At 63.7% G+C, this 23,831-nt stretch carries 9 protein-coding genes and 1 pseudogene; 6 read left to right on the top strand and 4 right to left on the bottom strand.

Annotation, left to right across the window (positions count from 1 at the left end):
- Positions 1-184: 184 nt before the first annotated feature.
- From asd to leuC, 4 genes are all read right to left on the bottom strand, one after another.
- Positions 185-1,315 carry an aspartate-semialdehyde dehydrogenase gene (gene asd / locus ACZ5YA_RS00630; protein ID WP_059371193.1) on the bottom strand — a complete coding sequence of 377 codons (1,131 nt, stop codon included), beginning with the start codon at positions 1,313-1,315 and terminating at the stop codon, positions 185-187.
- Positions 1,316-1,564: 249 nt separating this feature from the next.
- Positions 1,565-2,641 (bottom strand): 3-isopropylmalate dehydrogenase, encoded by a 1,077-nt coding sequence (leuB, locus tag ACZ5YA_RS00625; protein WP_464091860.1) that lies wholly within the window; start codon positions 2,639-2,641, stop codon positions 1,565-1,567.
- A 35-nt stretch (positions 2,642-2,676) separates the two neighbouring features.
- On the bottom strand, positions 2,677-3,327 hold the full coding sequence (gene leuD, locus ACZ5YA_RS00620; RefSeq protein WP_054458281.1) for a 3-isopropylmalate dehydratase small subunit: 651 nt from the start codon (positions 3,325-3,327) through the stop codon (positions 2,677-2,679).
- Positions 3,328-3,352: 25 nt separating this feature from the next.
- Positions 3,353-4,756 (bottom strand): 3-isopropylmalate dehydratase large subunit, encoded by a 1,404-nt coding sequence (gene leuC / locus ACZ5YA_RS00615; protein WP_059371195.1) that lies wholly within the window; start codon positions 4,754-4,756, stop codon positions 3,353-3,355.
- A gap of 525 nt (positions 4,757-5,281) precedes the next feature.
- Between leuC and ACZ5YA_RS00610 the strand changes: the two genes are divergently transcribed.
- The 6 genes and pseudogenes from ACZ5YA_RS00610 to ACZ5YA_RS00585 all read left to right on the top strand — a co-directional run bounded on the left by ACZ5YA_RS00610 (position 5,282) and on the right by ACZ5YA_RS00585 (position 23,829).
- Positions 5,282-6,775 carry a TolC family outer membrane protein gene (locus ACZ5YA_RS00610; protein ID WP_464091859.1) on the top strand — a complete coding sequence of 498 codons (1,494 nt, stop codon included), beginning with the start codon at positions 5,282-5,284 and terminating at the stop codon, positions 6,773-6,775.
- A gap of 24 nt (positions 6,776-6,799) precedes the next feature.
- The gene (locus ACZ5YA_RS00605) at positions 6,800-7,012 is read left to right on the top strand and encodes a hypothetical protein (protein WP_042792889.1); all 213 of its coding nucleotides are present in this window, start codon (positions 6,800-6,802) and stop codon (positions 7,010-7,012) included.
- Positions 6,996-9,160: pseudogene (locus ACZ5YA_RS00600) on the top strand (type I secretion system permease/ATPase). The gene ACZ5YA_RS00605 and the pseudogene ACZ5YA_RS00600 overlap by 17 nt, the downstream one beginning before the upstream one ends.
- Before the next feature lie 7 nt (positions 9,161-9,167).
- On the top strand, positions 9,168-10,589 hold the full coding sequence (locus tag ACZ5YA_RS00595; RefSeq protein ID WP_059371198.1) for an HlyD family type I secretion periplasmic adaptor subunit: 1,422 nt from the start codon (positions 9,168-9,170) through the stop codon (positions 10,587-10,589).
- A gap of 19 nt (positions 10,590-10,608) precedes the next feature.
- Positions 10,609-11,265, top strand: coding sequence for a helix-turn-helix transcriptional regulator (locus ACZ5YA_RS00590; protein WP_059371199.1), 657 nt, complete (start codon positions 10,609-10,611; stop codon positions 11,263-11,265).
- Positions 11,266-11,349: 84 nt separating this feature from the next.
- Positions 11,350-23,829 carry a retention module-containing protein gene (locus tag ACZ5YA_RS00585; protein WP_464091858.1) on the top strand — a complete coding sequence of 4,160 codons (12,480 nt, stop codon included), beginning with the start codon at positions 11,350-11,352 and terminating at the stop codon, positions 23,827-23,829.
- Positions 23,830-23,831: the final 2 nt, after the last annotated feature.

Below are 23,831 nucleotides of genomic sequence, written 5' to 3'. Positions count from 1 at the left end.
AATTCACGGGAAAAGTGTAATGGATCATGCGCATTTCACAAACCTGAAAGGCCCGGCCGCGCTTGCTGGCAGGCCTGTCCGCCGACACGGTACAGACGCCCTGCAAACGGCAAGGGCACCCTGAGGTGCCCTTGCTTGCCTTGCGTGCCTGCTCAGGCGGCGCCGAACGCCGCCTGCAACGGCATCAGGCTTCGGCCAGCGCGATGCGCAGCATGCGGCGCAGCGGCTCGGCGGCGCCCCACAGCAGCTGGTCGCCCACGGTGAAAGCGCCCAGGTACTGCGAGCCCATCGACAGCTTGCGCAGACGGCCCACGGGAATGTCCAGCGTGCCGGTAACGGCGACCGGCGTCAGCGCGGAAACCGTGGCTTCCTTGGTGTTGGGTACGACCTTGGCCCACTGCGTGCCTTCGGCGATCAGCGCTTCGATCTCGTCCAGCGGCACATCGCGCTTGAGCTTGATGGTCAGCGCCTGGCTGTGGCAGCGCATCGCGCCGATGCGCACGCACAGGCCGTCGATCGGCGTGGCGGGCGTGCCGAAGGCGGCGCCGCGGCCCAGGATCTTGTTGGTCTCGACCTCGCCCTTCCACTCTTCCTTGGACATGCCGTTGCCCAGGTCCTTGTCGATCCAGGGAATCAGGTTGCCACCCAGCGGCACGCCGAAGTGCTCGTGGGGCAGCGCCGGATCCTTTTGCTTGGCCAGCACGCCGCGGTCGATTTCCAGGATGGCCGACGCGGGATCGTCCAGCAACGACTTGACCGACCCGTTGATCTCGCCGAACTGGGTCAGCAGCTCGCGCATGTGCTGCGCGCCACCGCCGGAAGCAGCCTGGTAGGTCATGGAGGTCATCCATTCGACCAGGTCGTTGTTGAACAGGCCGGCCAGGCCCATCAGCATGCAGCTGACGGTGCAGTTGCCGCCGATGAAGTTGCGCACGCCGCGCTTGAGCGCCGCGTCAATGACCGGGCGGTTGACCGGATCCAGCACGATGATGGCGTCATCGGCCATGCGCAGGGTGCTGGCGGCATCGATCCAGATGCCGTTCCAGCCTGCGCCGCGCAGCTTGGGATAGACCTCGGAGGTGTAGTCGCCGCCTTGCGCCGTCACGATGATCGGCAGTTTTTTCAGAGCGTCAATGTTGTAGGCGTCTTGCAGCGGGCCTGCGCCAGTGGCCCAAGTGGGCGCGGCGCCGCCAGCGTTGCTGGTGGAGAAAAACACCGGTTCGATCAGTGCGAAGTCGTTCTCGTCGCGCATGCGTTGCATGAGCACCGAGCCGACCATACCGCGCCAGCCGACAAGGCCTACTGCTTGATTCATTTCAATCGCTCTTTAAAGGTGTGGAGACTAGGGTCCAGGGGAAAAAGCCGTGCAATTCAACAATTTATCAGAATGCACGGCCGGATGTTGCGGCGCAGCTAGAAATAATAGGGGCCGCAATGGATACAGAGCGCTTTCGAGGCGATGCCACAACAGCAAAACAAGGGGCGGCCCAGCCGGGCTGCCCCTTGTTTTACGGCGCTTCAACCGCCAGGCGCACGGGCGCCCGGCGGCTCGATCCCGAGAAGATCAGGCCAGCGCTTTCAGCACTGCGTCGCCCATCTGCGCCGTGCCGACCTTGGTCGTGCCCGGCTCGAAGATGTCGGCGGTGCGCAGGCCGTCGGCCAGCACCCGGCGCACGGCGGCCTCGATGCGGTCAGCCTGCGGCGCCAGATTCAGCGAATAGCGCAGCAGCATGGCCGCGGACAGGATGGTCGCCAGCGGATTGGCGATGCCTTGGCCGGCGATATCGGGCGCGGAACCGTGGCTGGGCTCGTACAAGCCTTGGCCGCCGGCGTTCAGCGAAGCCGAAGGCAGCATGCCGATCGAGCCCGTCAGCATGGCCGCTTCGTCGGACAGGATGTCGCCGAACAGATTGCCGGTCACGATGACGTCGAACTGGCGCGGGTTGCGCACCAGCTGCATGGCGGCGTTGTCGACATACATGTGCGACAGTTCCACGTCGGGATACTCGCGCGCCACTTCGATGACGATGTCGCGCCAGAACTGCGAGGTCTCCAGCACGTTGGCCTTGTCCACGCTGCACAGCTTCTTGTTGCGCTTGCGCGCCGATTCGAAGCCGATGCGCGCGATGCGGCGCACTTCGGATTCCGCGTAGCGCATGGTGTCGTAGCCTTCGCGTTCGCCGGTGAAGGCGCCGTCGGGCGAGGAACGCACGCCGCGCGGCGTGCCGAAATAGATGTCGCCAGTCAGTTCGCGGATGATCAGGATGTCCAGGCCGGACACGATCTCGGGCTTCAACGACGAAGCGCTGGCCAGTTCCGGATACAGGATGGCCGGACGCAGGTTGGCGAACAGGCCCAGCGCCTTGCGCAGGCCCAGAATGGCCTGCTCGGGGCGGAACTCGCGCGGCAGGCTGTCGTACTTCCAGTCGCCCACGGCGCCGAACAGCACGGCGTCCGATTCCTTGGCCAGGTTCAGCGTGGCCGGCGGCAGCGGATGCTCGAACGCATCGAAGGCGGCGCCGCCCACGGGCGCTTGCTTGATATCGAAGGACACGTCCAGCGCCTTCAGGACGCGCACGGCCTGTTCGACGATTTCCGGGCCGATGCCGTCACCCGGCAAGACTGCGATGCTGTGAGTCATACGAAAACGATCCTGTAATCAGAAGAATGGTGGCGTCAGGCGATGGGACGGCTTTCCAGCCACGGATGACGGGCCAGGCGCTCGGCCTCGAAGGCGCGGATCTTGTCCGACTGGCGCAGGGTCAGCCCGATATCGTCAAAGCCGTTGAGCAGACAGTACTTGCGGAAGGGTTCGATGTCGAAACCCATCTCGCGCCCATCCGCGGCCACCACGACCTGGCGGTCGAGGTCGACGCGCAGCTTGTAGCCGGGGAAAGCCTTCACTTCGTCGAACAGGCGCGCGACTTCCAGTTCCGACAGGACGATGGGCAAGAGACCGTTCTTGAAGCTGTTGTTGAAGAAAATGTCGGCATAGGACGGCGCGATGATGGCGCGGAAACCGAACTGCGTCAGCGCCCAGGGCGCATGTTCGCGGCTGGAGCCGCAGCCGAAGTTCTTGCGCGCCAGCAGCACCGAAGCGCCCTGGTAACGCGGCTGGTTCAGCACGAAATCCGGATTCAGCGGACGCTTGCTGTTGTCCATGCCGGGTTCGCCATGGTCCAGATAGCGCAGTTCATCGAACAGGTTCGGACCAAAGCCGGTGCGCTGGATGGATTTGAGGAACTGCTTGGGAATGATGAGGTCCGTGTCCACGTTTTCGCGGTCGAGCGGAGCCACCAGGCCTTCGTGAGTGGTAAATGCTTGCATGATGTCGATACTCGGTGCGTGACGCTTAACGGAAAGTGCGGACGTCGACGAAATGGCCGGCGACGGCGGCTGCGGCGGCCATGGCCGGGCTGACCAGATGGGTGCGCCCGCCCTGCCCTTGCCGGCCCTCGAAATTGCGGTTCGAGGTGGAGGCGCAACGCTCGCCCGGTTCCAGGCGGTCGGCGTTCATGGCCAGGCACATGGAGCAGCCCGGCTCGCGCCACTCAAAGCCCGCCTCGATGAAGATCTTGTCCAGCCCTTCGCGCTCGGCCTGCTGCTTGACCAGGCCCGAGCCCGGCACCACCATGGCCTGGCGCACATTGGAGGCCACATGCTTGCCGCGTGCGACCGCCGCCGCCGCGCGCAGGTCTTCAATGCGCGAATTGGTGCAAGAACCGATGAACACGCGATCCACGCGGATATCGGTAAGCGGCGTGTTCGGCTTCAAGCCCATGTACTGCAACGCGCGCTCCATGCCGCTGCGGCGCACGTCGTCTTTTTCGCGATCGGGGTCCGGCACGCGGGAATCCACCGGCAGCACCATTTCCGGGGACGTGCCCCAGGTGACCTGCGGCTTGATGTCGCGGGCGTTGACTTGCACCACGGCGTCGAACTTGGCGCCCTCATCGGTATGCAGGGTGCGCCAGTAGCCCACCGCCTGATCCCAGAGCACGCCCGTGGGCGCGAAGGGACGGCCGCGGAAGTACTCGACGGTCTTGTCGTCCACCGCCACCATGCCGGAACGAGCGCCGGCTTCGATGGCCATGTTGCAGACGGTCATGCGGCCTTCCACGGACAGGGCGCGGATCGTGCTGCCGGCGAACTCGATGGCGTAGCCCGTGCCGCCGGCCGTGCCGATGATGCCGATGATGTGCAGGACCACGTCCTTGGCCGTACAGCCGAAGGGCAATTCGCCGTCGACCTTGATCAGCATGCTCTTGGCTTTCTTCATGAGCAGCGTCTGGGTCGCCAGCACGTGCTCCACTTCGGAAGTGCCGATGCCGAAGGCCAGCGCACCCAGGGCGCCGTGCGTGCTGGTGTGCGAGTCGCCGCAGACCACGGTCATGCCGGGCAGGGTCGCGCCCTGCTCCGGGCCGATCACGTGCACGATGCCCTGGCGCAGGTCATTCATGCGGAATTCGGTGATGCCGTACTTTTCGCAGTTGGCGTCCAGCGTGTCCACCTGCAGGCGCGAAATCGGATCGTCGATGCCCTGGGCGCGGTTCAGCGTCGGCACGTTGTGGTCCGCGACTGCCAGGTTGGCGCCCGTGCGCCACGGCTTGCGGCCGGCCATCGCCAGGCCCTCGAACGCCTGCGGGCTGGTGACTTCGTGCACCAGGTGGCGGTCGATATAGAGCAGACAGGTGCCGTCTGATTCCTGATGGACGACGTGGGCGTCCCAGAGTTTGTCGTAAAGAGTTTGGGCCATGGATGCGCTCTGCAAATAGACAATCCGGCTCGTGCCGCGCGCGGTTCAAACAACGATCCCGGGCGCCAGCCACTGCGGCATGAGCGAATTATGCACAGGGTCTCAACCTAGTACAACTGCACCTTATATACCAGTACTAACACTACCATGCTAAGACATGGCGAGGTCACTTCGTCTTATTTCCATACCTCAATCGAACCGCAACCAAACAGTTACAGATACAAATTCGGGTATTTAAAACAGATACAAAATTATCAAACCGATATAATCGTTGTGCGCCGTGTTCACCCAAACCGCGAAATAAAGCGCAATAAACCGCATTTATCCTGCATTAAACCGGATCACAAATCTGGAATATCGCGAAATTAGTGCAAATTCAAGCTAATTAAGAGATGATGCGCGAAGAAACCCAAACTGCCGACCGGAAAACTTCGTCAAGAATTAACAAATATTGACTCGTCAAATCTGACATTTCCACACAATATGGCGGCCATTAATTCCTAACTCGACTCGCGAATAATCACTATGGCTTCGTTTTTGCTCAAAAGCACGACTTCGGTCCTTGCCCTGGCATTCGTTCCTGCGGCATTTGCACAGTCAGCAGCCCCCGCCTCCGGGGCAGCTGGGGTCACTCTGAACCAGGTCGTCGAGCAGACCCTGCTCAGCAACCCGGAAATCCAGGCCAAGTACCATGATTTCCAGGCTTCGCTGGAAGGCCAGGCCGTCGCTCGCGGCGCGTTCTTCCCGCAGATCAATGCGCAAGGCTATGTGGGCCGCGAATACCGCAACAACGTGCCCGGAGTCGGGTCGCAGAGCTGGAACCGCCCCGGCTATAGCGTGGAATTGCGTCAGCTGATTTTCGACGGCTTCCGTACGAGCAACGACGTCAAGCAAGCCGGCTTCGACAAGCTGGCGCGCTTCTATGACCTGTTGGCGACCAGCGACAACACCGCCTTCGGCGCAGTGCAGGCCTACATCGACCTGCAGCGCTATCGCGACATGGAACTGCTGGCGCGCCAGAACTACACCCTGCACGAAGAAACGCTCAAGCAGATCAATGAGCGCGCCGAATCGGGCGTGGGCCGCCGCGTCGACCTGGAACAGGCCGGCGGGCGCCTGGCGCTGGCCCAGACCAACCTGATGACCGAAACCGCCAACCTGCTGGACGTGCAACAGCGTTTCCAGCGCGTCACCGGTGCCCTGCCCCCTGAAGCGATGCAGCCCACGCCCGATATCAGCGGCAAGCTGCCGGTCAAACCCGCCGATTTCAACGAATCGCTGCGCCGCAACCCCAGCTTCCTGTCCAAGCAGGCCGGGCTGCAGGCCGCCCAGGCAGGCGTCGCCTCGTCCAAGAGCGCTTTCTCGCCCAAGTTCGAGTTCGTGGCCGCCACCGGCCGCGACCAGAACGACCCGACGCCGCAAAACCGCGACATCCAGAACTCCAGCGTCCAGGTTGTCATGAGCTACAACCTGTATCGCGGCGGCTCCGACTCCGCCCGCGTGCGCCAGACCTCCGCGCAGTCCTATGCCGCGCGCGACATCCGCGACTACACCTGCCGCAATGTGCAGCAGGACCTGGCCGTGGCCTGGAACAACGTCGCCAGCCTGAGCCAGAAGCTGCCCTTCCTGCGTGACCACGAAGTGGCCACCACCAAGGTGCGCGAAGCCTACCGCCAGCAATTCCAGATCGGCCAGCGTTCGCTGCTGGACTTGCTGGACACCGAAAACGAATTGTTCGAATCGCGCCGCGCCCTGACCAACGCGCTGTATGACCTGCAGATCGCGCAATACCGCTGGCTGGCGCTGTCGCACGCGCTGCTGCCGGCGCTGTCGCTGCAGCCCGCGCGCAACGAAATGCCTGAAGAAAACGGCAAGCTGGAAGTCTCCGACGAAGTCATCAAGCTCTGCAACTCGACGATCCCCGACTCGGCCCGCCTGGCGCCCGTGCGCGTGCAATACAACGAGGGCAACCTGCCGCCCACGTTCATCCCGGTAAACTCGCCCAAGGCCAAACCCTAGGCGATGCAAGCGCAAGGAGACCATATGCAGAAACAGGGCAACGACTTCTCACAACTGGATGCGGACTTCGTCCGCGTCCTGGAAGACCTGATCGACGCGCTGATAGCCAATGGCACCTTGCGTATGACCGACCTGCCTATCCAGGCTCAACAAAAGCTGACCCAGCGCAAGCAACAGCGCGCGCGCCTCTCCGAACACCTCGACCTGCTGGATGACGAAGATGGACAAGTTATCTGAAATGGCGGCCCGGGAGTGGCGCGCTGACGCGCGCGCGGCGCACGACGACCCGCTGCTGGACTGCCTGGTTGAAATCACCCGGCTGCATGGCGTGACGGCGACGGCTCAGGCGCTGTCGGCCGGCCTGCCGCTGGAAGAACACAAGCTGACGCCGGCATTGCTGCCGCGCGCCGCCGCGCGTGCCCAGCTCTCGGCCCGCGTGGTCAAGCGCACGCTGGAAAGCATTTCGCAAGACCTGCTGCCCGCGATCCTGCTGCTCAACGGCGAACGCGCCTGCCTGCTGCTGAAGAAAGACGGCGAAAACTACGTCGTCAGCCACCCCGAACTGGGCGGCAGCTCCATGGAAATGAGCGCCGCGGAACTATCTGCGCAATACACCGGACTGGTGTGCTTCGTGCGCCCGCAGTTCCGTTTCGACGCGCGTGCGCCCGAAGTCGCCAAGGTGCGCGAGCGCCATTGGTTCTGGGCCGCCATCATGGAAAACCGGCGCCTGTACCGCGACGCGCTGATCGCCGCCCTGCTGATCAACGTCTTCGCGATGGCGATGCCCTGTTCACCATGAACGTGTATGACCGCGTCGTGCCGAACAACGCTGTCGAAACGCTTTGGGTGCTGGTCATCGGCATCACCCTGGTCGTGATCTTCAACATGATCCTGAGCACTGCGCGCTCCCACGTGGTGGACAGCGCCAGCAAACGGGTCGACGTGCGCCTGTCGGCGCAGATCATGGAACGCGTTCTGGACCTGCGCATGGAAGGCCGGCCGGTGTCGGTGGGCTCCTTCGCCGCCAACCTGCGTTCATTCGAATCCATCCGCGACTTCATCGCATCGGCCACCATCACCACCCTGGTCGACCTGCCCTTCATTCTGCTGTTCCTGCTGGCGCTGGCCTGGATCTCGCCCTGGATGGTGCTGCCGCCGCTGGTCGCGATCGTGTTGATCCTGCTGGTGTCGCTGGCCGCGCAAGCCCGCATGGAATCCCTCACCATGGCTTCCTACCAGGCCTCGTCGCAGCGCAATGCGACCCTGGTCGAGGCCCTGACCGGTCTGGAGTCCGTCAAGACGCTCAACGCGCAGGGCTCCATCCAGCGCAACTGGGAGCGCGCCACCGAGTACATCGCCCTGACCGGCGGCAAACTGAAGCTGATTTCGTCGTCCACGGTCGGCTTCGTGCAGGCCATCCAGCAACTGGTGTCGATTTCCGTCGTCATCATCGGCGTCTACCAGGCCCAGGAATCCGCCATATCGATGGGCGGCATCATCGCCGCCTCCATGATCGCCGGGCGCTGCCTGGCCCCGCTCGGCCAGGTCGCCGGACTGCTGATGCAGTACCAGAACGCGCGCACCTCGCTGGGTTCGATCGACAACTATATGAAGCTGCCGATCGAACGTCCGGCAGAAGCCGAATTCCTGCATCGCCCGGTCTTCCACGGCGGCATTGAGTTCCGCGACGTGACCTTCAGCTATCCCGGCAGCAAGCAGCCGGTGCTGAAGAAAGTGTCCTTCAAGCTCAAGCCGGGCGAAAAGGTCGGCATCATCGGCCGCATCGGCTCCGGCAAGACCACGCTGGAGAAGCTGGCCCTGGCGCTGTACCAACCTACCGAGGGCGCAGTCCTGCTGGACGGCGTGGACGTGCGGCAGATCGATCCGGCCGACGTGCGCCGCGCCATCGGCCACGTGCCGCAGGACCCGCTGCTGTTCTATGGCAGCCTGAAGCACAACCTGGCGATGGGCGCGCCCTACGCCGACGACGCCAGCATCCTGGCGGCCGCCAACATGGCGGGCGTCACCGACTTCGCCAACCTGCACCCCGATGGCTTCGACATGATCATCGGCGAACGCGGCGAATCCCTCTCCGGCGGCCAGCGCCAGTCGGTGGCGGTAGCCCGCGCCCTGATCAACGATCCTCCCATCCTGCTGCTGGACGAGCCCAGCAGCAACATGGATCACCAGAGTGAAGCGCAGCTGCGCAAGCGGCTGGGTGAAGCCAGCGCCACCAAGACGATCCTGCTGGTCACGCACCGCACCGCCCTGCTGGACCTGGTCGACCGCCTGATCGTGATCGACAACGGCCATATCGTGGCCGACGGTCCCAAGGAGCAAGTGGTCGAGGCACTGCGTCAAGGACGCGTCGGACGCGGAAGCTGAGGAAACCATGCTGAACAATCCTGGCGAAACCCGGCACGGCCTGTTTGGAAGCTTGTGGCGCAAGCTGCGCGGCGTGTTCGTGTTCTTCTTCGACCGCCTGCTGGACGGAACCGAAAAAGGCAAGCCCCAGCAACGCTCCGACTACGTAGGCAACGCGGAATGGGTCATCCATGAATCGCAGGCGCGCGGTTCGCGCATCCTGCTATGGGTCAGCCTGCTGGCCACCGGCGGGCTGCTGTTCTGGGCCGGCACCGGCAGCATCGACGAAGTCGTGCGCGGCGAAGGCAAGGTCGTACCCTCGCGCCAGGTCCAGATCATCCAGAGTCTGGACGGCGGTATCGTCGAGGAAATCCTGGTGCGTCCGGGCCAGGAAGTCGAGGCCGGCGAAATCCTGCTGAAGATCGACTCCACCCGGTTCGCCTCGTCGCTGGGCGAGAACAACGCCGAATACCTGTCCCTGCTCGCCAAGGCGGCCCGCCTGCAGGCCTTGGCCACCGGCGACCCCTTCGTGGCTCCCCCGGAAGTGTTGGCGCAGGCGCCCGGACTGGTGGAAATGGAGCGCAATGCGTGGCAGGCGCGCACCACGGAATTGAACGCCACCGTCAACGTTGCCCGCGAACAGCTCAAGCAGCGCCAGGAAGACCTGCGCGAAACGATCGCCAAACGCGACCAGGCCTCGGCCAGCTGCGGCCTGACCTCGCGCGAGTTGCAGGTGACCCGTCCCCTGCTCAAGAGCGGCGCCGTGTCCGAAGTCGACCTGTTGCGCCTGCAACGCGACGTGGCCCGCTACTGCGGCGAACAGAAAGGCGCCGAAGCCCAGATCGACCGCTTCCAGGCCTCCATCAAGGAAGCCGAAAGCAAGCTCCAGGAAGCCGAACTGAACATCCGCAACCAGGCCCGCAACGAACTCTCCGAAACCAACACCAAGCTGGCTACCCTGCGCCAAGGCAAGCTGGCGCTGGCCGACCGCGTGAAGCTGGCCGAGGTCCGCGCCCCGGTGCGCGGCACGGTCAAGACGCTGTTCAACAACACGGTCGGCGGCGTGGTCCAGCCTGGCAAGGACATCATCGAAATCGTGCCCAAGGACGACACGCTGCTGCTCGAGGTCCGCATCCAGCCGCGCGACATCGGCTTCCTGCATGCCGACCAGAAGGCGGAAGTGAAATTCACGGCCTACGACTTCGCCATCTACGGCGGCCTCGAAGGCAAGGTGGAACAAATCGGCGCGGACACCGTGACCGACGAGAAAGGCAATTCCTACTATGTGGTGCGGGTCCGCACGGACCGCAGCACGGTAGGCGACAAACTGTTGCCCATCATCCCCGGGATGGTGGCGGAGGTTCATATCCTGACTGGCAAGCGCACGGTGCTGCAGTACCTGCTCAAGCCCATACTGCGCGCCAAGGCGAATGCCTTTACCGAACGTTAAAGGAGGGCTGCAAGGCTTTATGAAACCCGTTCCTGTCCTGTTGATTACGCACGACGACCTGTTGTGGCAGCATTGGCGCGGCCTGAACCCGGCCCGCTGGCTGGCGGCCCGCGGGCGCGGCCTGGCCGACCTGCAACGCTGGCGCGAACAGGGCCGCACTCTGGCGGTATTGGATGCGGACCTGCCCCGGCTGCCTTCCTGGCAGGATCCCATCTGGGCCGCGACGCTCGCGGACCTGCACGTGGTGGTCGCCAGCCCCAGTCCGAACGACGAGCAAGGCACCCGGGTACTGGGCGCCGGCGCGCATGGCTATTGCCACGGCTATGCCTCGGCCGCCTCGCTGTCGCAGGCACTGGAAGTCGTCGCCTCTGGCGGCATCTGGATGGGCCGTTCGCTGGTGTCGCGCCTGCTCAAGCTGGTTGCCGAACGCGCTCAGGACGAGAGCTCCTGGGACGGCGGGGTGTTGACGGAGCGTGAAATCACCGTCGCCCGCTATGCCTCCAGCGGCCAGGCCAATGCGCAGATCGCCGAAGCCCTGGGCATCACCGAGCGCACGGTCAAGGCCCACCTGTCAGCCGTTTTCGAAAAGCTGGGCGTGACCGATCGCCTGCAGCTCGCCCTGCTCGTCCACGGCATTTCTGCCCCCGCCGACGCCAAAATCAAAATTACTTCCTGATACTGTCCTTGAGGACAATATCCCGCGCCGGCGGCGCAATCTAGTATCTGGCCATCTTGGATAACTCCCTGAAACGGAACCAACATGGCCAACACTTCTCCCGCAGTCGTCAACGAAATCTCCGGTCGCGCGTGGATACGCAATAGCGACGGTTCCCTGACTGAACTGCATCAAGGCAGCAAGGTCCCCGCCGGCAGCGACGTCGTCACTGCCTCGGGCGCCACCGTTTCGCTTCAGGTCGAGAACGGCATGCCGATCGTCATCGGCGAAGGCCGCGAAGTTGCCGTGACCGGCGACATGACCGGTCCCCTGGCCGACCCGTCCGAAGCGGCCGTGGCTCCGCCCTCCGGCACCGACTCCGACCGCTTGCTGGCCGCCCTGCGCGACGGCCGCGACCCGTTCGATGAACTGGATCCCACCGCTGCCGTCGTGGCCGGCGGCGGCGATGCCGGCGGCAGCAGCTTCGTGCGCCTGGCCCGCATCCTGGAAACCACCACCCCGCTCGACCTGGCTTACCCGAACCCCAGCCGCGGCCAGGAGATCCTGCCCCGTCTGTCCGGCACCGGCGCCGGCGGCGACGAGGAGGCCACCCCGGCCACCGTCAACACCCCGCCCAACGCGCTGAACGATACCGGCAGCGGCGAGCAGAACAGCCTGGTGCGCGGCAACCTGCTGCTGAACGACTCGGATCCCGACGGCGACCCGCTGGCGATCGTCTCGGTCAGCGGCCGCCCCATGACCCCGGCCGGCCTCACGGTCAACGGCAGCAACGGCGGCACCTTCACGGTCCTGCCCGACGGCAGCTACGTCTTCAACCCGGGTAATGAATACGGCCACCTGGCCGTGGGCGAAACGGCCACCAGCACCATTTCGTACACCATCACGGATCCCAGCGGCGCCACCTCCACGGCGACCGTCGTCGTGACGATCACCGGCACCAACGACGGCCCGGTGTCCACCTCCATCGCCGACACCTCGGGCATCGATGCCCAGACCGGCGTGAGCTACAACGTCTCCAGCCATTTCTCGGACCCGGACACCACCGACAAGCTCACCTTTACCGCCACCGGCCTGCCGCCCGGCCTGACCATCGACCCGAACACCGGCATCATCACCGGCACCATCGACCATTCCGCCTCGCAAGGCGGCAACAATGGGGTCTACACGGTCACGGTGACCGCCACCGATCCGTCCGGCGCCACGACGTCCCAGGACTTCAACTGGGATGTCACCAATCCCGCACCGACGGCTGCCGACGATAACGGCACCACGAACGAAGACACCACGCTCAACGTCAACGCCCAGAACGGCGTCTTGTCCAACGACATCGACCCGGACGGCGATACCCTGACCGTCTCGCAAGTCAACGGCGCCACCGGCAACGTCGGCACGCCGACGGCCGGCTCCAATGGCGGCACGTTCACCTTGAACCCCGACGGCTCGTACTCGTTCAACCCCGGCAACGCCTTCCAGCATCTGGCTGTTGGCCAAACGGCGACCAGCTCGATCACCTATACCGTCACGGACGGCCAAGGCGGCACCAGCTCCGCCACGCTGACGGTCGAAATCACCGGCACCAACGACGCGCCGACCGCGGTTGCCCTGCAAAACCAGGACAACATGGACGGCGATGTCGTCAACTACAACCTGTCCGGCTTCTTCAGCGACCTCGACGACGGCGACTCCCTGGTCTACTCGGTCGACCACATCCCCGGCGGCCTGAAGTTCGACCCCACCACCGGCACCTTCACCGGCCAGTTCGCTAACTGGGCGTCCGATCACACCAACACGGGCGTCAAGGGCGAGTACCTCATCACCGTAACCGCCACCGACAAGTCGGGCGCAAGCGTTTCGCAGACCTTCGTCTGGACCGTGGGCAACCCCGTTCCGGTCGCCACCAACGACGAAGGCGCCACCGGTGAAGACAACATCCTGGTCGTTAACCACGTCACCGAAGGCGTGCTGGGCAACGACCGCGATCCGGACGGCGACGCCATCCGCGTTTCGCAAGTCAATGGCGCCGACGCGGACGTCGGCCAGGCTGTCGTCGGCACCAACGGCGGCACGTTCACGCTGAAGGCCGACGGCACATACACGTTCAATCCCGGCACGTCGTTCCAGTACTTGCACGACGGCCAGACGGCAACCACCTCGATCACGTACACCGTGTCCGATGCACAAGGCGCGACCAGCAACGCCACCCTGACCATTACGGTCACCGGCAGCAACGACGCCCCGATCCTGACCCCGGGCGTCACGCTCGAGAACCAGAACAACAACGACAGCGACACCATCGCTCCTGTCGATATCTCCAAGCAGTTCCAGGACGTCGACACGGGCGACACCCTGACCTACTCCGCCACTGGCCTGCCGCCGGGCCTCTCGCTCGACCAGGCCACCGGCCTGATCACCGGCAAGCTCGACTCCTCGGCCTCGCAGGGCGGCGCCAACGGTGTCTACGCCGTCGTCATCACCGCCACCGACCCCAGCGGTGCCAGCGTCACCCAGACCTTCTCCTGGGACGTCAAGAACCCGGCTCCGGTCGCCACCGACGACGCTGGCCAGACCGACGAGGGCACCTCGCTCAATGTGGACGCCGCTCATGGCGTGCTGGCCAACGACTCCGATCCGGACGGCGACACCATCAGTGTCTCGCACGTCAACGGCAACGATGCTGACGTCGGTCAGCAAGTCGCCGGTTCGAACGGCGGCACTTTCACGATCAACGCGGATGGCTCCTACTCCTTTAATCCGGGCTCGGACTTCCAGGCGCTGGGCGCCAAGGATTCCACCACCACCTCGATCTTCTATACCGTGACCGATGCGGACGGCACCAGTACCACCGCCGAGCTGACTATTACGGTCACAGGCACCAACGACCTGCCGGAGCTGACCAATGACGCCAAGTCCGTCACCGAAGACGCTGGCGTCTCCGGCGGCAAGCTGAGCGTGGACGGCGCGGTGACCATCACCGACGCCGACAGCGGCGAGTCGAACTTCAACACCGACAGCCTCAAGTTCACCGGCAGCACGCACACCGGTGGCCAGCTCGGCGCCATCGACATCAAGGCCGACGGCTCCTACACCTATACCGTCGACAACGCTGCGGTCCAGTTCCTGAAGGCAGGCCAGACCATCGTCGAGACCTATACGGTCGAGTCCGCCGATGGCTCGGGCACCAGCACCATCACCATCACCATCAACGGCACCAACGACCTGCCGGAGCTGACCAATGACGCCAAGTCCGTCACCGAAGACGCTGGCGTCTCCGGCGGCAAGCTGAGCGTGGACGGCGCGGTGACCATCACCGACGCCGACAGCGGCGAGTCGAACTTCAACACCGGCAGCCTCAAGTTCACCGGCAGCACGCACACCGGTGGCCAGCTCGGCGCCATCGACATCAAGGCCGACGGCTCCTACACCTATACCGTCGACAACGCTGCGGTCCAGTTCCTGAAGGCAGGCCAGACCATCGTCGAGACCTATACGGTCGAGTCCGCCGATGGCTCGGGCACCAGCACCATCACCATCACCATCAACGGCACCAATGACCTGCCGGAGCTGACCAATGACGCCAAGTCCGTCACCGAAGACGCTGGCGTCTCTGGCGGCAAGCTGAGCGTGGACGGCGCGGTGACCATCACCGACGCCGACAACGGCGAGTCGAACTTCAACACCGGCAGCCTCAAGTTCACCGGCAGCACGCACACCGGTGGCCAGCTCGGCGCCATCGACATCAAGGCCGACGGCTCCTACACCTATACCGTCGACAACGCTGCGGTCCAGTTCCTGAAGGCAGGCCAGACCATCGTCGAGACCTATACGGTCGAGTCCGCCGATGGCTCGGGCACCAGCACCATCACCATCACCATCAACGGCACCAATGACCTGCCGGAGCTGACCAATGACGCCAAGTCCGTCACCGAAGACGCTGGCGTCTCCGGCGGCAAGCTGAGCGTGGACGGCGCGGTGACCATCACCGACGCCGACAACGGCGAGTCGAACTTCAACACCGGCAGCCTCAAGTTCACCGGCAGCACGCACACCGGCGGCCAGCTCGGCGCCATCGACATCAAGGCCGACGGCTCCTACACCTATACCGTCGACAACGCTGCGGTCCAGTTCCTGAAGGCAGGCCAGACCATCGTCGAGACCTATACGGTCGAGTCCGCCGATGGCTCGGGCACCAGCACCATCACCATCACCATCAACGGCACCAACGACCTGCCGGAGCTGACCAATGACGCCAAGTCCGTCACCGAAGACGCTGGCGTCTCCGGCGGCAAGCTGAGCGTGGACGGCGCGGTGACCATCACCGACGCCGACAACGGCGAGTCGAACTTCAACACCGGCAGCCTCAAGTTCACCGGCAGCACGCACACCGGCGGCCAGCTCGGCGCCATCGACATCAAGGCCGACGGCTCCTACACCTATACCGTCGACAACGCTGCGGTCCAGTTCCTGAAGGCAGGCCAGACCATCGTCGAGACCTATACGGTCGAGTCCGCCGATGGCTCGGGCACCAGCACCATCACCATCACCATCAACGGCACCAACGACCTGCCGGAGCTGACCAATGACGCCAAGTCCGTCACCGAAGACGCTGGCGTCTCCGGCGGCAAGCTGAGCGTGGACGGCGCGGTGACCATCACCGACGCCGACAGCGGCGAGTCGAACTTCAACACCGACAGCCTCAAGTTCACCGGCAGCACGCACACCGGTGGCCAGCTCGGCGCCATCGACATCAAGGCCGACGGCTCCTACACCTATACCGTCGACAACGCTGCGGTCCAGTTCCTGAAGGCAGGCCAGACCATCGTCGAGACCTATACGGTCGAGTCCGCCGATGGCTCGGGCACCAGCACCATCACCATCACCATCAACGGCACCAATGACCTGCCGGAGCTGACCAATGACGCCAAGTCCGTCACCGAAGACGCTGGCGTCTCTGGCGGCAAGCTGAGCGTGGACGGCGCGGTGACCATCACCGACGCCGACAACGGCGAGTCGAACTTCAACACCGGCAGCCTCAAGTTCACCGGCAGCACGCACACCGGTGGCCAGCTCGGCGCCATCGACATCAAGGCCGACGGCTCCTACACCTATACCGTCGACAACGCTGCGGTCCAGTTCCTGAAGGCAGGCCAGACCATCGTCGAGACCTATACGGTCGAGTCCGCCGATGGCTCGGGCACCAGCACCATCACCATCACCATCAACGGCACCAATGACCTGCCGGAGCTGACCAATGACGCCAAGTCCGTCACCGAAGACGCTGGCGTCTCCGGCGGCAAGCTGAGCGTGGACGGCGCGGTGACCATCACCGACGCCGACAACGGCGAGTCGAACTTCAACACCGGCAGCCTCAAGTTCACCGGCAGCACGCACACCGGCGGCCAGCTCGGCGCCATCGACATCAAGGCCGACGGCTCCTACACCTATACCGTCGACAACGCTGCGGTCCAGTTCCTGAAGGCAGGCCAGACCATCGTCGAGACCTATACGGTCGAGTCCGCCGATGGCTCGGGCACCAGCACCATCACCATCACCATCAACGGCACCAACGACCTGCCGGAGCTGACCAATGACGCCAAGTCCGTCACCGAAGACGCTGGCGTCTCCGGCGGCAAGCTGAGCGTGGACGGCGCGGTGACCATCACCGACGCCGACAACGGCGAGTCGAACTTCAACACCGGCAGCCTCAAGTTCACCGGCAGCACGCACACCGGCGGCCAGCTCGGCGCCATCGACATCAAGGCCGACGGCTCCTACACCTATACCGTCGACAACGCTGCGGTCCAGTTCCTGAAGGCAGGCCAGACCATCGTCGAGACCTATACGGTCGAGTCCGCCGATGGCTCGGGCACCAGCACCATCACCATCACCATCAACGGCACCAACGACCTGCCGGAGCTGACCAATGACGCCAAGTCCGTCACCGAAGACGCTGGCGTCTCCGGCGGCAAGCTGAGCGTGGACGGCGCGGTGACCATCACCGACGCCGACAGCGGCGAGTCGAACTTCAACACCGACAGCCTCAAGTTCACCGGCAGCACGCACACCGGTGGCCAGCTCGGCGCCATCGACATCAAGGCCGACGGCTCCTACACCTATACCGTCGACAACGCTGCGGTCCAGTTCCTGAAGGCAGGCCAGACCATCGTCGAGACCTATACGGTCGAGTCCGCCGATGGCTCGGGCACCAGCACCATCACCATCACCATCAACGGCACCAACGACCTGCCGGAGCTGACCAATGACGCCAAGTCCGTCACCGAAGACGCTGGCGTCTCCGGCGGCAAGCTGAGCGTGGACGGCGCGGTGACCATCACCGACGCCGACAACGGCGAGTCGAACTTCAACACCGGCAGCCTCAAGTTCACCGGCAGCACGCACACCGGCGGCCAGCTCGGCGCCATCGACATCAAGGCCGACGGCTCCTACACCTATACCGTCGACAACGCTGCGGTCCAGTTCCTGAAGGCAGGCCAGACCATCGTCGAGACCTATACGGTCGAGTCCGCCGATGGCTCGGGCACCAGCACCATCACCATCACCATCAACGGCACCAACGACCTGCCGGAGCTGACCAATGACGCCAAGTCCGTCACCGAAGACGCTGGCGTCTCCGGCGGCAAGCTGAGCGTGGACGGCGCGGTGACCATCACCGACGTCGACAACGGCGAGTCGAACTTCAACACCGGCAGCCTCAAGTTCACCGGCAGCACGCACACCGGTGGCCAGCTCGGCGCCATCGACATCAAGGCCGACGGCTCCTACACCTATACCGTCGACAACGCTGCGGTCCAGTTCCTGAAGGCAGGCCAGACCATCGTCGAGACCTATACGGTCGAGTCCGCCGATGGCTCGGGCACCAGCACCATCACCATCACCATCAACGGCACCAATGACCTGCCGGAGCTGACCAATGACGCCAAGTCCGTCACCGAAGACGCTGGCGTCTCCGGCGGCAAGCTGAGCGTGGACGGCGCGGTGACCATCACCGACGCCGACAGCGGCGAGTCGAACTTCAACACCGGCAGCCTCAAGTTCACCGGCAGCACGCACACCGGCGGCCAGCTCGGCGCCATCGACATCAAGGCCGACGGCTCCTACACCTATACCGTCGACAACGCTGCGGTCCAGTTCCTGAAGGCAGGCCAGACCATCGTCGAGACCTATACGGTCGAGTCCGCCGATGGCTCGGGCACCAGCACCATCACCATCACCATCAACGGCACCAACGACCTGCCGGAGCTGACCAATGACGCCAAGTCCGTCACCGAAGACGCTGGCGTCTCCGGCGGCAAGCTGAGCGTGGACGGCGCGGTGACCATCACCGACGTCGACAACGGCGAGTCGAACTTCAACACCGGCAGCCTCAAGTTCACCGGCAGCACGCACACCGGTGGCCAGCTCGGCGCCATCGACATCAAGGCCGACGGCTCCTACACCTATACCGTCGACAACGCTGCGGTCCAGTTCCTGAAGGCAGGCCAGACCATCGTCGAGACCTATACGGTCGAGTCCGCCGATGGCTCGGGCACCAGCACCATCACCATCACCATCAACGGCACCAATGACCTGCCGGAGCTGACCAATGACGCCAAGTCCGTCACCGAAGACGCTGGCGTCTCCGGCGGCAAGCTGAGCGTGGACGGCGCGGTGACCATCACCGACGCCGACAGCGGCGAGTCGAACTTCAACACCGGCAGCCTCAAGTTCACCGGCAGCACGCACACCGGTGGCCAGCTCGGCGCCATCGACATCAAGGCCGACGGCTCCTACACCTATACCGTCGACAACGCTGCGGTCCAGTTCCTGAAGGCAGGCCAGACCATCGTCGAGACCTATACGGTCGAGTCCGCCGATGGCTCGGGCACCAGCACCATCACCATCACCATCAACGGCACCAACGACCTGCCGGAGCTGACCAATGACGCCAAGTCCGTCACCGAAGACGCTGGCGTCTCCGGCGGCAAGCTGAGCGTGGACGGCGCGGTGACCATCACCGACGCCGACAACGGCGAGTCGAACTTCAACACCGGCAGCCTCAAGTTCACCGGCAGCACGCACACCGGCGGCCAGCTCGGCGCCATCGACATCAAGGCCGACGGCTCCTACACCTATACCGTCGACAACGCTGCGGTCCAGTTCCTGAAGGCGGGCCAGACCATCGTCGAGACCTATACGGTCGAGTCCGCCGATGGCTCGGGCACCAGCACCATCACCATCACCATCAACGGCACCAACGACCTGCCCTCCATCACCGGCGCCACCCTCAACCTCTCCGAAGAAGGCCTGCCGCACGGCATACCCGACACCAATGGCACCACCGATACGACGGATGCCATCACCTACTCCGGCAAGCTGACGATCACCGACGCGGACGTGAAGGACACCCATACCGTCACGCTGCTCAAGCCGGCCGACAACGTCCTGTCCTCACAAGGAAAGCCGGTCGTCTGGACCTTGTCGGACAATGGCCACACCCTGGTCGGCAAGGACTTCCACGGAAACCCCGTCATCACCGTCACGATGACCGACGCGGGCGGCTACACCGTAACCCTGTCGGGCCAAGTGGATCACCCGACGAACTCGGTCGAGGACGTGCTCCAGCTGGGCATCGGCGTGCAGGTCAACGATGGCCACGCCACCAGCAACGGCACCATCACGATCAATATCGAGGATGACAGTCCGGAATTCGGCGCCGTCACCAATACGGTGATGGAGAATGCCGCTACCAGCGCCACCGGCATTCTGGAATTCCATACGGGCGCCGACGCCGTGGGCGCCACGCTGGTTGTGTCGTCTGTCGGTCAGCTGCCGCAGAACTGGACGACCAGCGCGCTCAACAAGTCTTCGGTCGACATCTTCTCGCCCAACGGGACCAAGATCTTCACGGTGACCCTGAATCCGGAGGGCGGCTATACCGTCACCCAGCACGAAGCCCGGCCCGGGACGACCGCGTCGATCGACTTGGCCTCCTCGATCAGCAACAACCCCCAATCCTCCTATGACCTCGGCTATGCCACGCTGAGCGCCGGCGGCGGAAAGACGTTCAACGCCAACACGTTCGGCAGCGGAAATTCGTTCGGGATCGGCAACACCTCCTTCGACTCGGGCGAAAGCTTCCGCATGGACTTCAAGAAAGCCCTCTCGGATTTCACGCTTAATGTCGCGGAAGTCAAGGGAAGCGGCACGCTCAATGTCACGATATGGAGCGATGGCGTTTCCAAGGTCATCACCGTACCCGTGAACAATACGACTGGCGCCATCCACATCACGAAGGAGATGTTGAGCCAGGGCACCCCCTCGTTCTCTCAATTCGATAGCATCGAGGTCGCCGCGGGCAGCGGCGTCAGGATGTCCTTCCTCACGACCGGCTCCTATACGGAAAGCGTTCCCGCCGGCCCGATGGACTTCACGGTTGACGTTACCGGAACGGATGGCGACGGCGACAAGGTGAACACGCATTTCAACGTGACCTCCACTGCGGAGTCCGCCGTTACGAACGCGACGAACAAGGTCGCGGAAGCCACCGGCGACACGGTTACGGGAACGATGCAGATCTCCGCGGCGTTGGGCATTGTGAGCGTCGACGTAAATGGCGTGGACGTCACCAAGGCGACGAATGCCAACCCCGTCAGCCTGACCACGGGCAAGGGCACGCTGAAGGTCACCGGTTACGACCCGGTTACCGGCAAGCTCACTTACACCTATACCGAGAAGGGGAAATCCCAGGATCACTCTAACGGCAAGGACAGTGTGCATGACGACTTCACCGTGACCGCCAAGAATGCTGGCGGCCACGGCAGCAGCGGCAGCCTGATCATCCAGATCACCGACAGCGCGCCCGAGGCAAAGCCGGACACGGCCAGCGTGACGGAAGACAAGGTCTTGGAAGCCACGGGCAATGTCATCACCGGCACCGGTGCGGACGCCGTGGGCGCCGACGTGACCACCGTGGTCGGCGTGGCCAAGGGTGCTGCCAACGCGAACAAGGCGATCGAAGGCAACGTCGACGCCGAGGTCAATGGCGTGTACGGCAAGATCACCATCCACGCCGATGGCACCTATACCTATACCCTGAATAACAGCGATCCGCGCGTCAATGCGCTGGGGCAAGGCAACACGCTCTCGGACGTGTTCTCGTACACCATCCGCGATTCCGACGGCGACTTCAGCACCACGACCATCACCATCACGATCAATGGCACCAATGACGTGCCGGTGATGACCAACGACTTCCGGTCGGTCACGGAAGATGTGAACGTCACGGGCGGAAATCTCACCGTCAAGGGCGCGGTCACGATCACGGATCCCGATGCCGGCCAGTCGACCTTCGACACCGCCACCCTCAAGCTCACCAACAGCACGCATGCCGGCGGAGCGCTGGGCGTCATCGTAATGAAAGCCGATGGCACCTACACCTACAACGTCAACAACGCCGCGATCCAGTTCCTCAAGGCGGGCGAAAGCATCGTCGAGACATACACGGTCGCCTCCGCCGACGGCTCGGCCACCAGCACCATCACCATCACCATCAATGGTGTCAACGACGCGCCCACGACCGTGGACGGTTCCGCGAACCTGGAAGCTGACGATAGCCAGTACGTCTTCTCGTTGAACGATTTCCGCTTCGACGATGGAGCGGAAGGCAACAGCCTGCAAAGCGTCATCATCACCCAACCGCCCACCAGCGGCACGATGACCTATAACGGCAAGCCGGTCACGGCCGGCATGGAGATTCCGAAGTCGGCCATCGAACAAGGCCTGCTGAAGTTCACTCCGGGCGCCGACAAGCAGGACAGCTCCTTCAATTTCCAAGTGAAGGACAATGGCGGCACGGCGAATGGCGGCAACGACACCTCGACCGAGCACAAGTTCGTCATCTCCGCCGATCACCTGGTGACCAATGGCAATGACAACAGCGGCAGCGGCGGCAAGCCGCCGCTGAACGGCGGGTCGGGCGATGACATCATCCTGGCGGATCACGGCGGCTACGTCACGAACGTCACCCCCGGCACGAACTACAACATCGCACTGGTGGTGGACCGTTCGGGCAGCATGTCCGCGCAATCGGGTTCCGGTGTCAACCGCATGCAGCTGGTCAAGGACGCGCTGGTCAAGCTCGCCAACGATCTCGAGCACCACGACGGCGTCGTCAATGTATCGCTGATCGGCTTCGCAACCCATGCGCAAGATCCGATCACGATCAACAACCTCACGAAGGACAATCTGAGCCAGTTGATCAAGGCGATCAACGATCTGACTATCGCGACGGGTAACACTGCGGGGACCAACTACGAAGCCGCCTTCAACGCGACCGTGAAGTGGTTCGCCGATCAAGGCAAAGCGAATTCCAGCGGTACGAAGTTCGAGAATCTGACGTTCTTCCTGACCGACGGAAACCCGACACAGTACTACTACAACGACAAGAAGGGGGTGGACGGACCGGGTAACGATACCAACTACAACACCATGAAGGAATCCGTCGACGCCTTCAAAGCCCTGAGTGGCACCAGCAAGGTCCACGGCATCGGTATCGGAACCGGCATCGACAGCAACATCCTGCGCTTCTTCGACAATACAGACAGCGCTGGCGACGGCCAGATCAGCTTTCCCACGAAGTGGAACATTTGGGGAACCCCAATTGAATGGACAGCCGTCTCTGGCAAGACTGGTTCCATTGACATCGTCAACACCGCAAACGACCTGGCGGCCGCGCTCAAGGGAGGCAGCAGCACGAGCAATCCGGCCGAAGTCGGCCACGACACCGTCTACGGCGGCGACGGCAACGACATCATCTTCGGTGACGCGATCAACACCGACCACCTGGCGTGGGCCGGCAATCCCGCGGGATCCCACAATGGTGGCGGTCTCGACTCGCTGAAGGACTACCTCACGGCCGTGGACGGCGTCGCGCCGACCAACGAACGGATTTACGAGTTCATCAAGCAGAATCCGGGACAGTTCGATGCGGCTGGCGACACGCGTGGCGGCAATGACGAATTGCACGGCGGCAAGGGCGACGACATCATCTATGGCCAGGGCGGCAATGATGTCTTGTGGGGCGATGACGGCAACGACAAGCTCTATGGCGGAACCGGCAACGACGAGCTCCACGGCGGCGCTGGCAACGACATCCTGGTCGGCGGCAAGGGCAACGACACCATGTGGGGTGACGGCGGCAGCGACACGTTCAAGTGGCAGCTCGGCGACCAGGGCACCACGGCGCAACCTGCGATCGACACGATCAAGGACTTCTCGAAGGCCTCGGTCGCCGACGGCGGGGATGTGCTGGACCTGAAGGACCTGCTCGTGGGCGAGAAGGACGGCAACCTGTCGCAGTACCTGAACTTCAAGCAGGATCCGGCCAACTCCAACAATACGCTCGTCGAGATCAACACCCAGGGCAAGCTTGGCACCCAGGGCGCGGATCAGAAGATCGTGCTGGAGAACGTCGACCTCACCCATGACGCGAACGGTCAGGCCATGAGCAATCAGGCCATCATCAACGACCTGCTGCAGAAGGGTAAGCTGAACGTCGACCACAGCTAAGC

Source organism: Achromobacter sp. JCM 18799, assembly GCF_055395645.1.
This window is presented reverse-complemented; position numbering and strand designations above follow the sequence as displayed.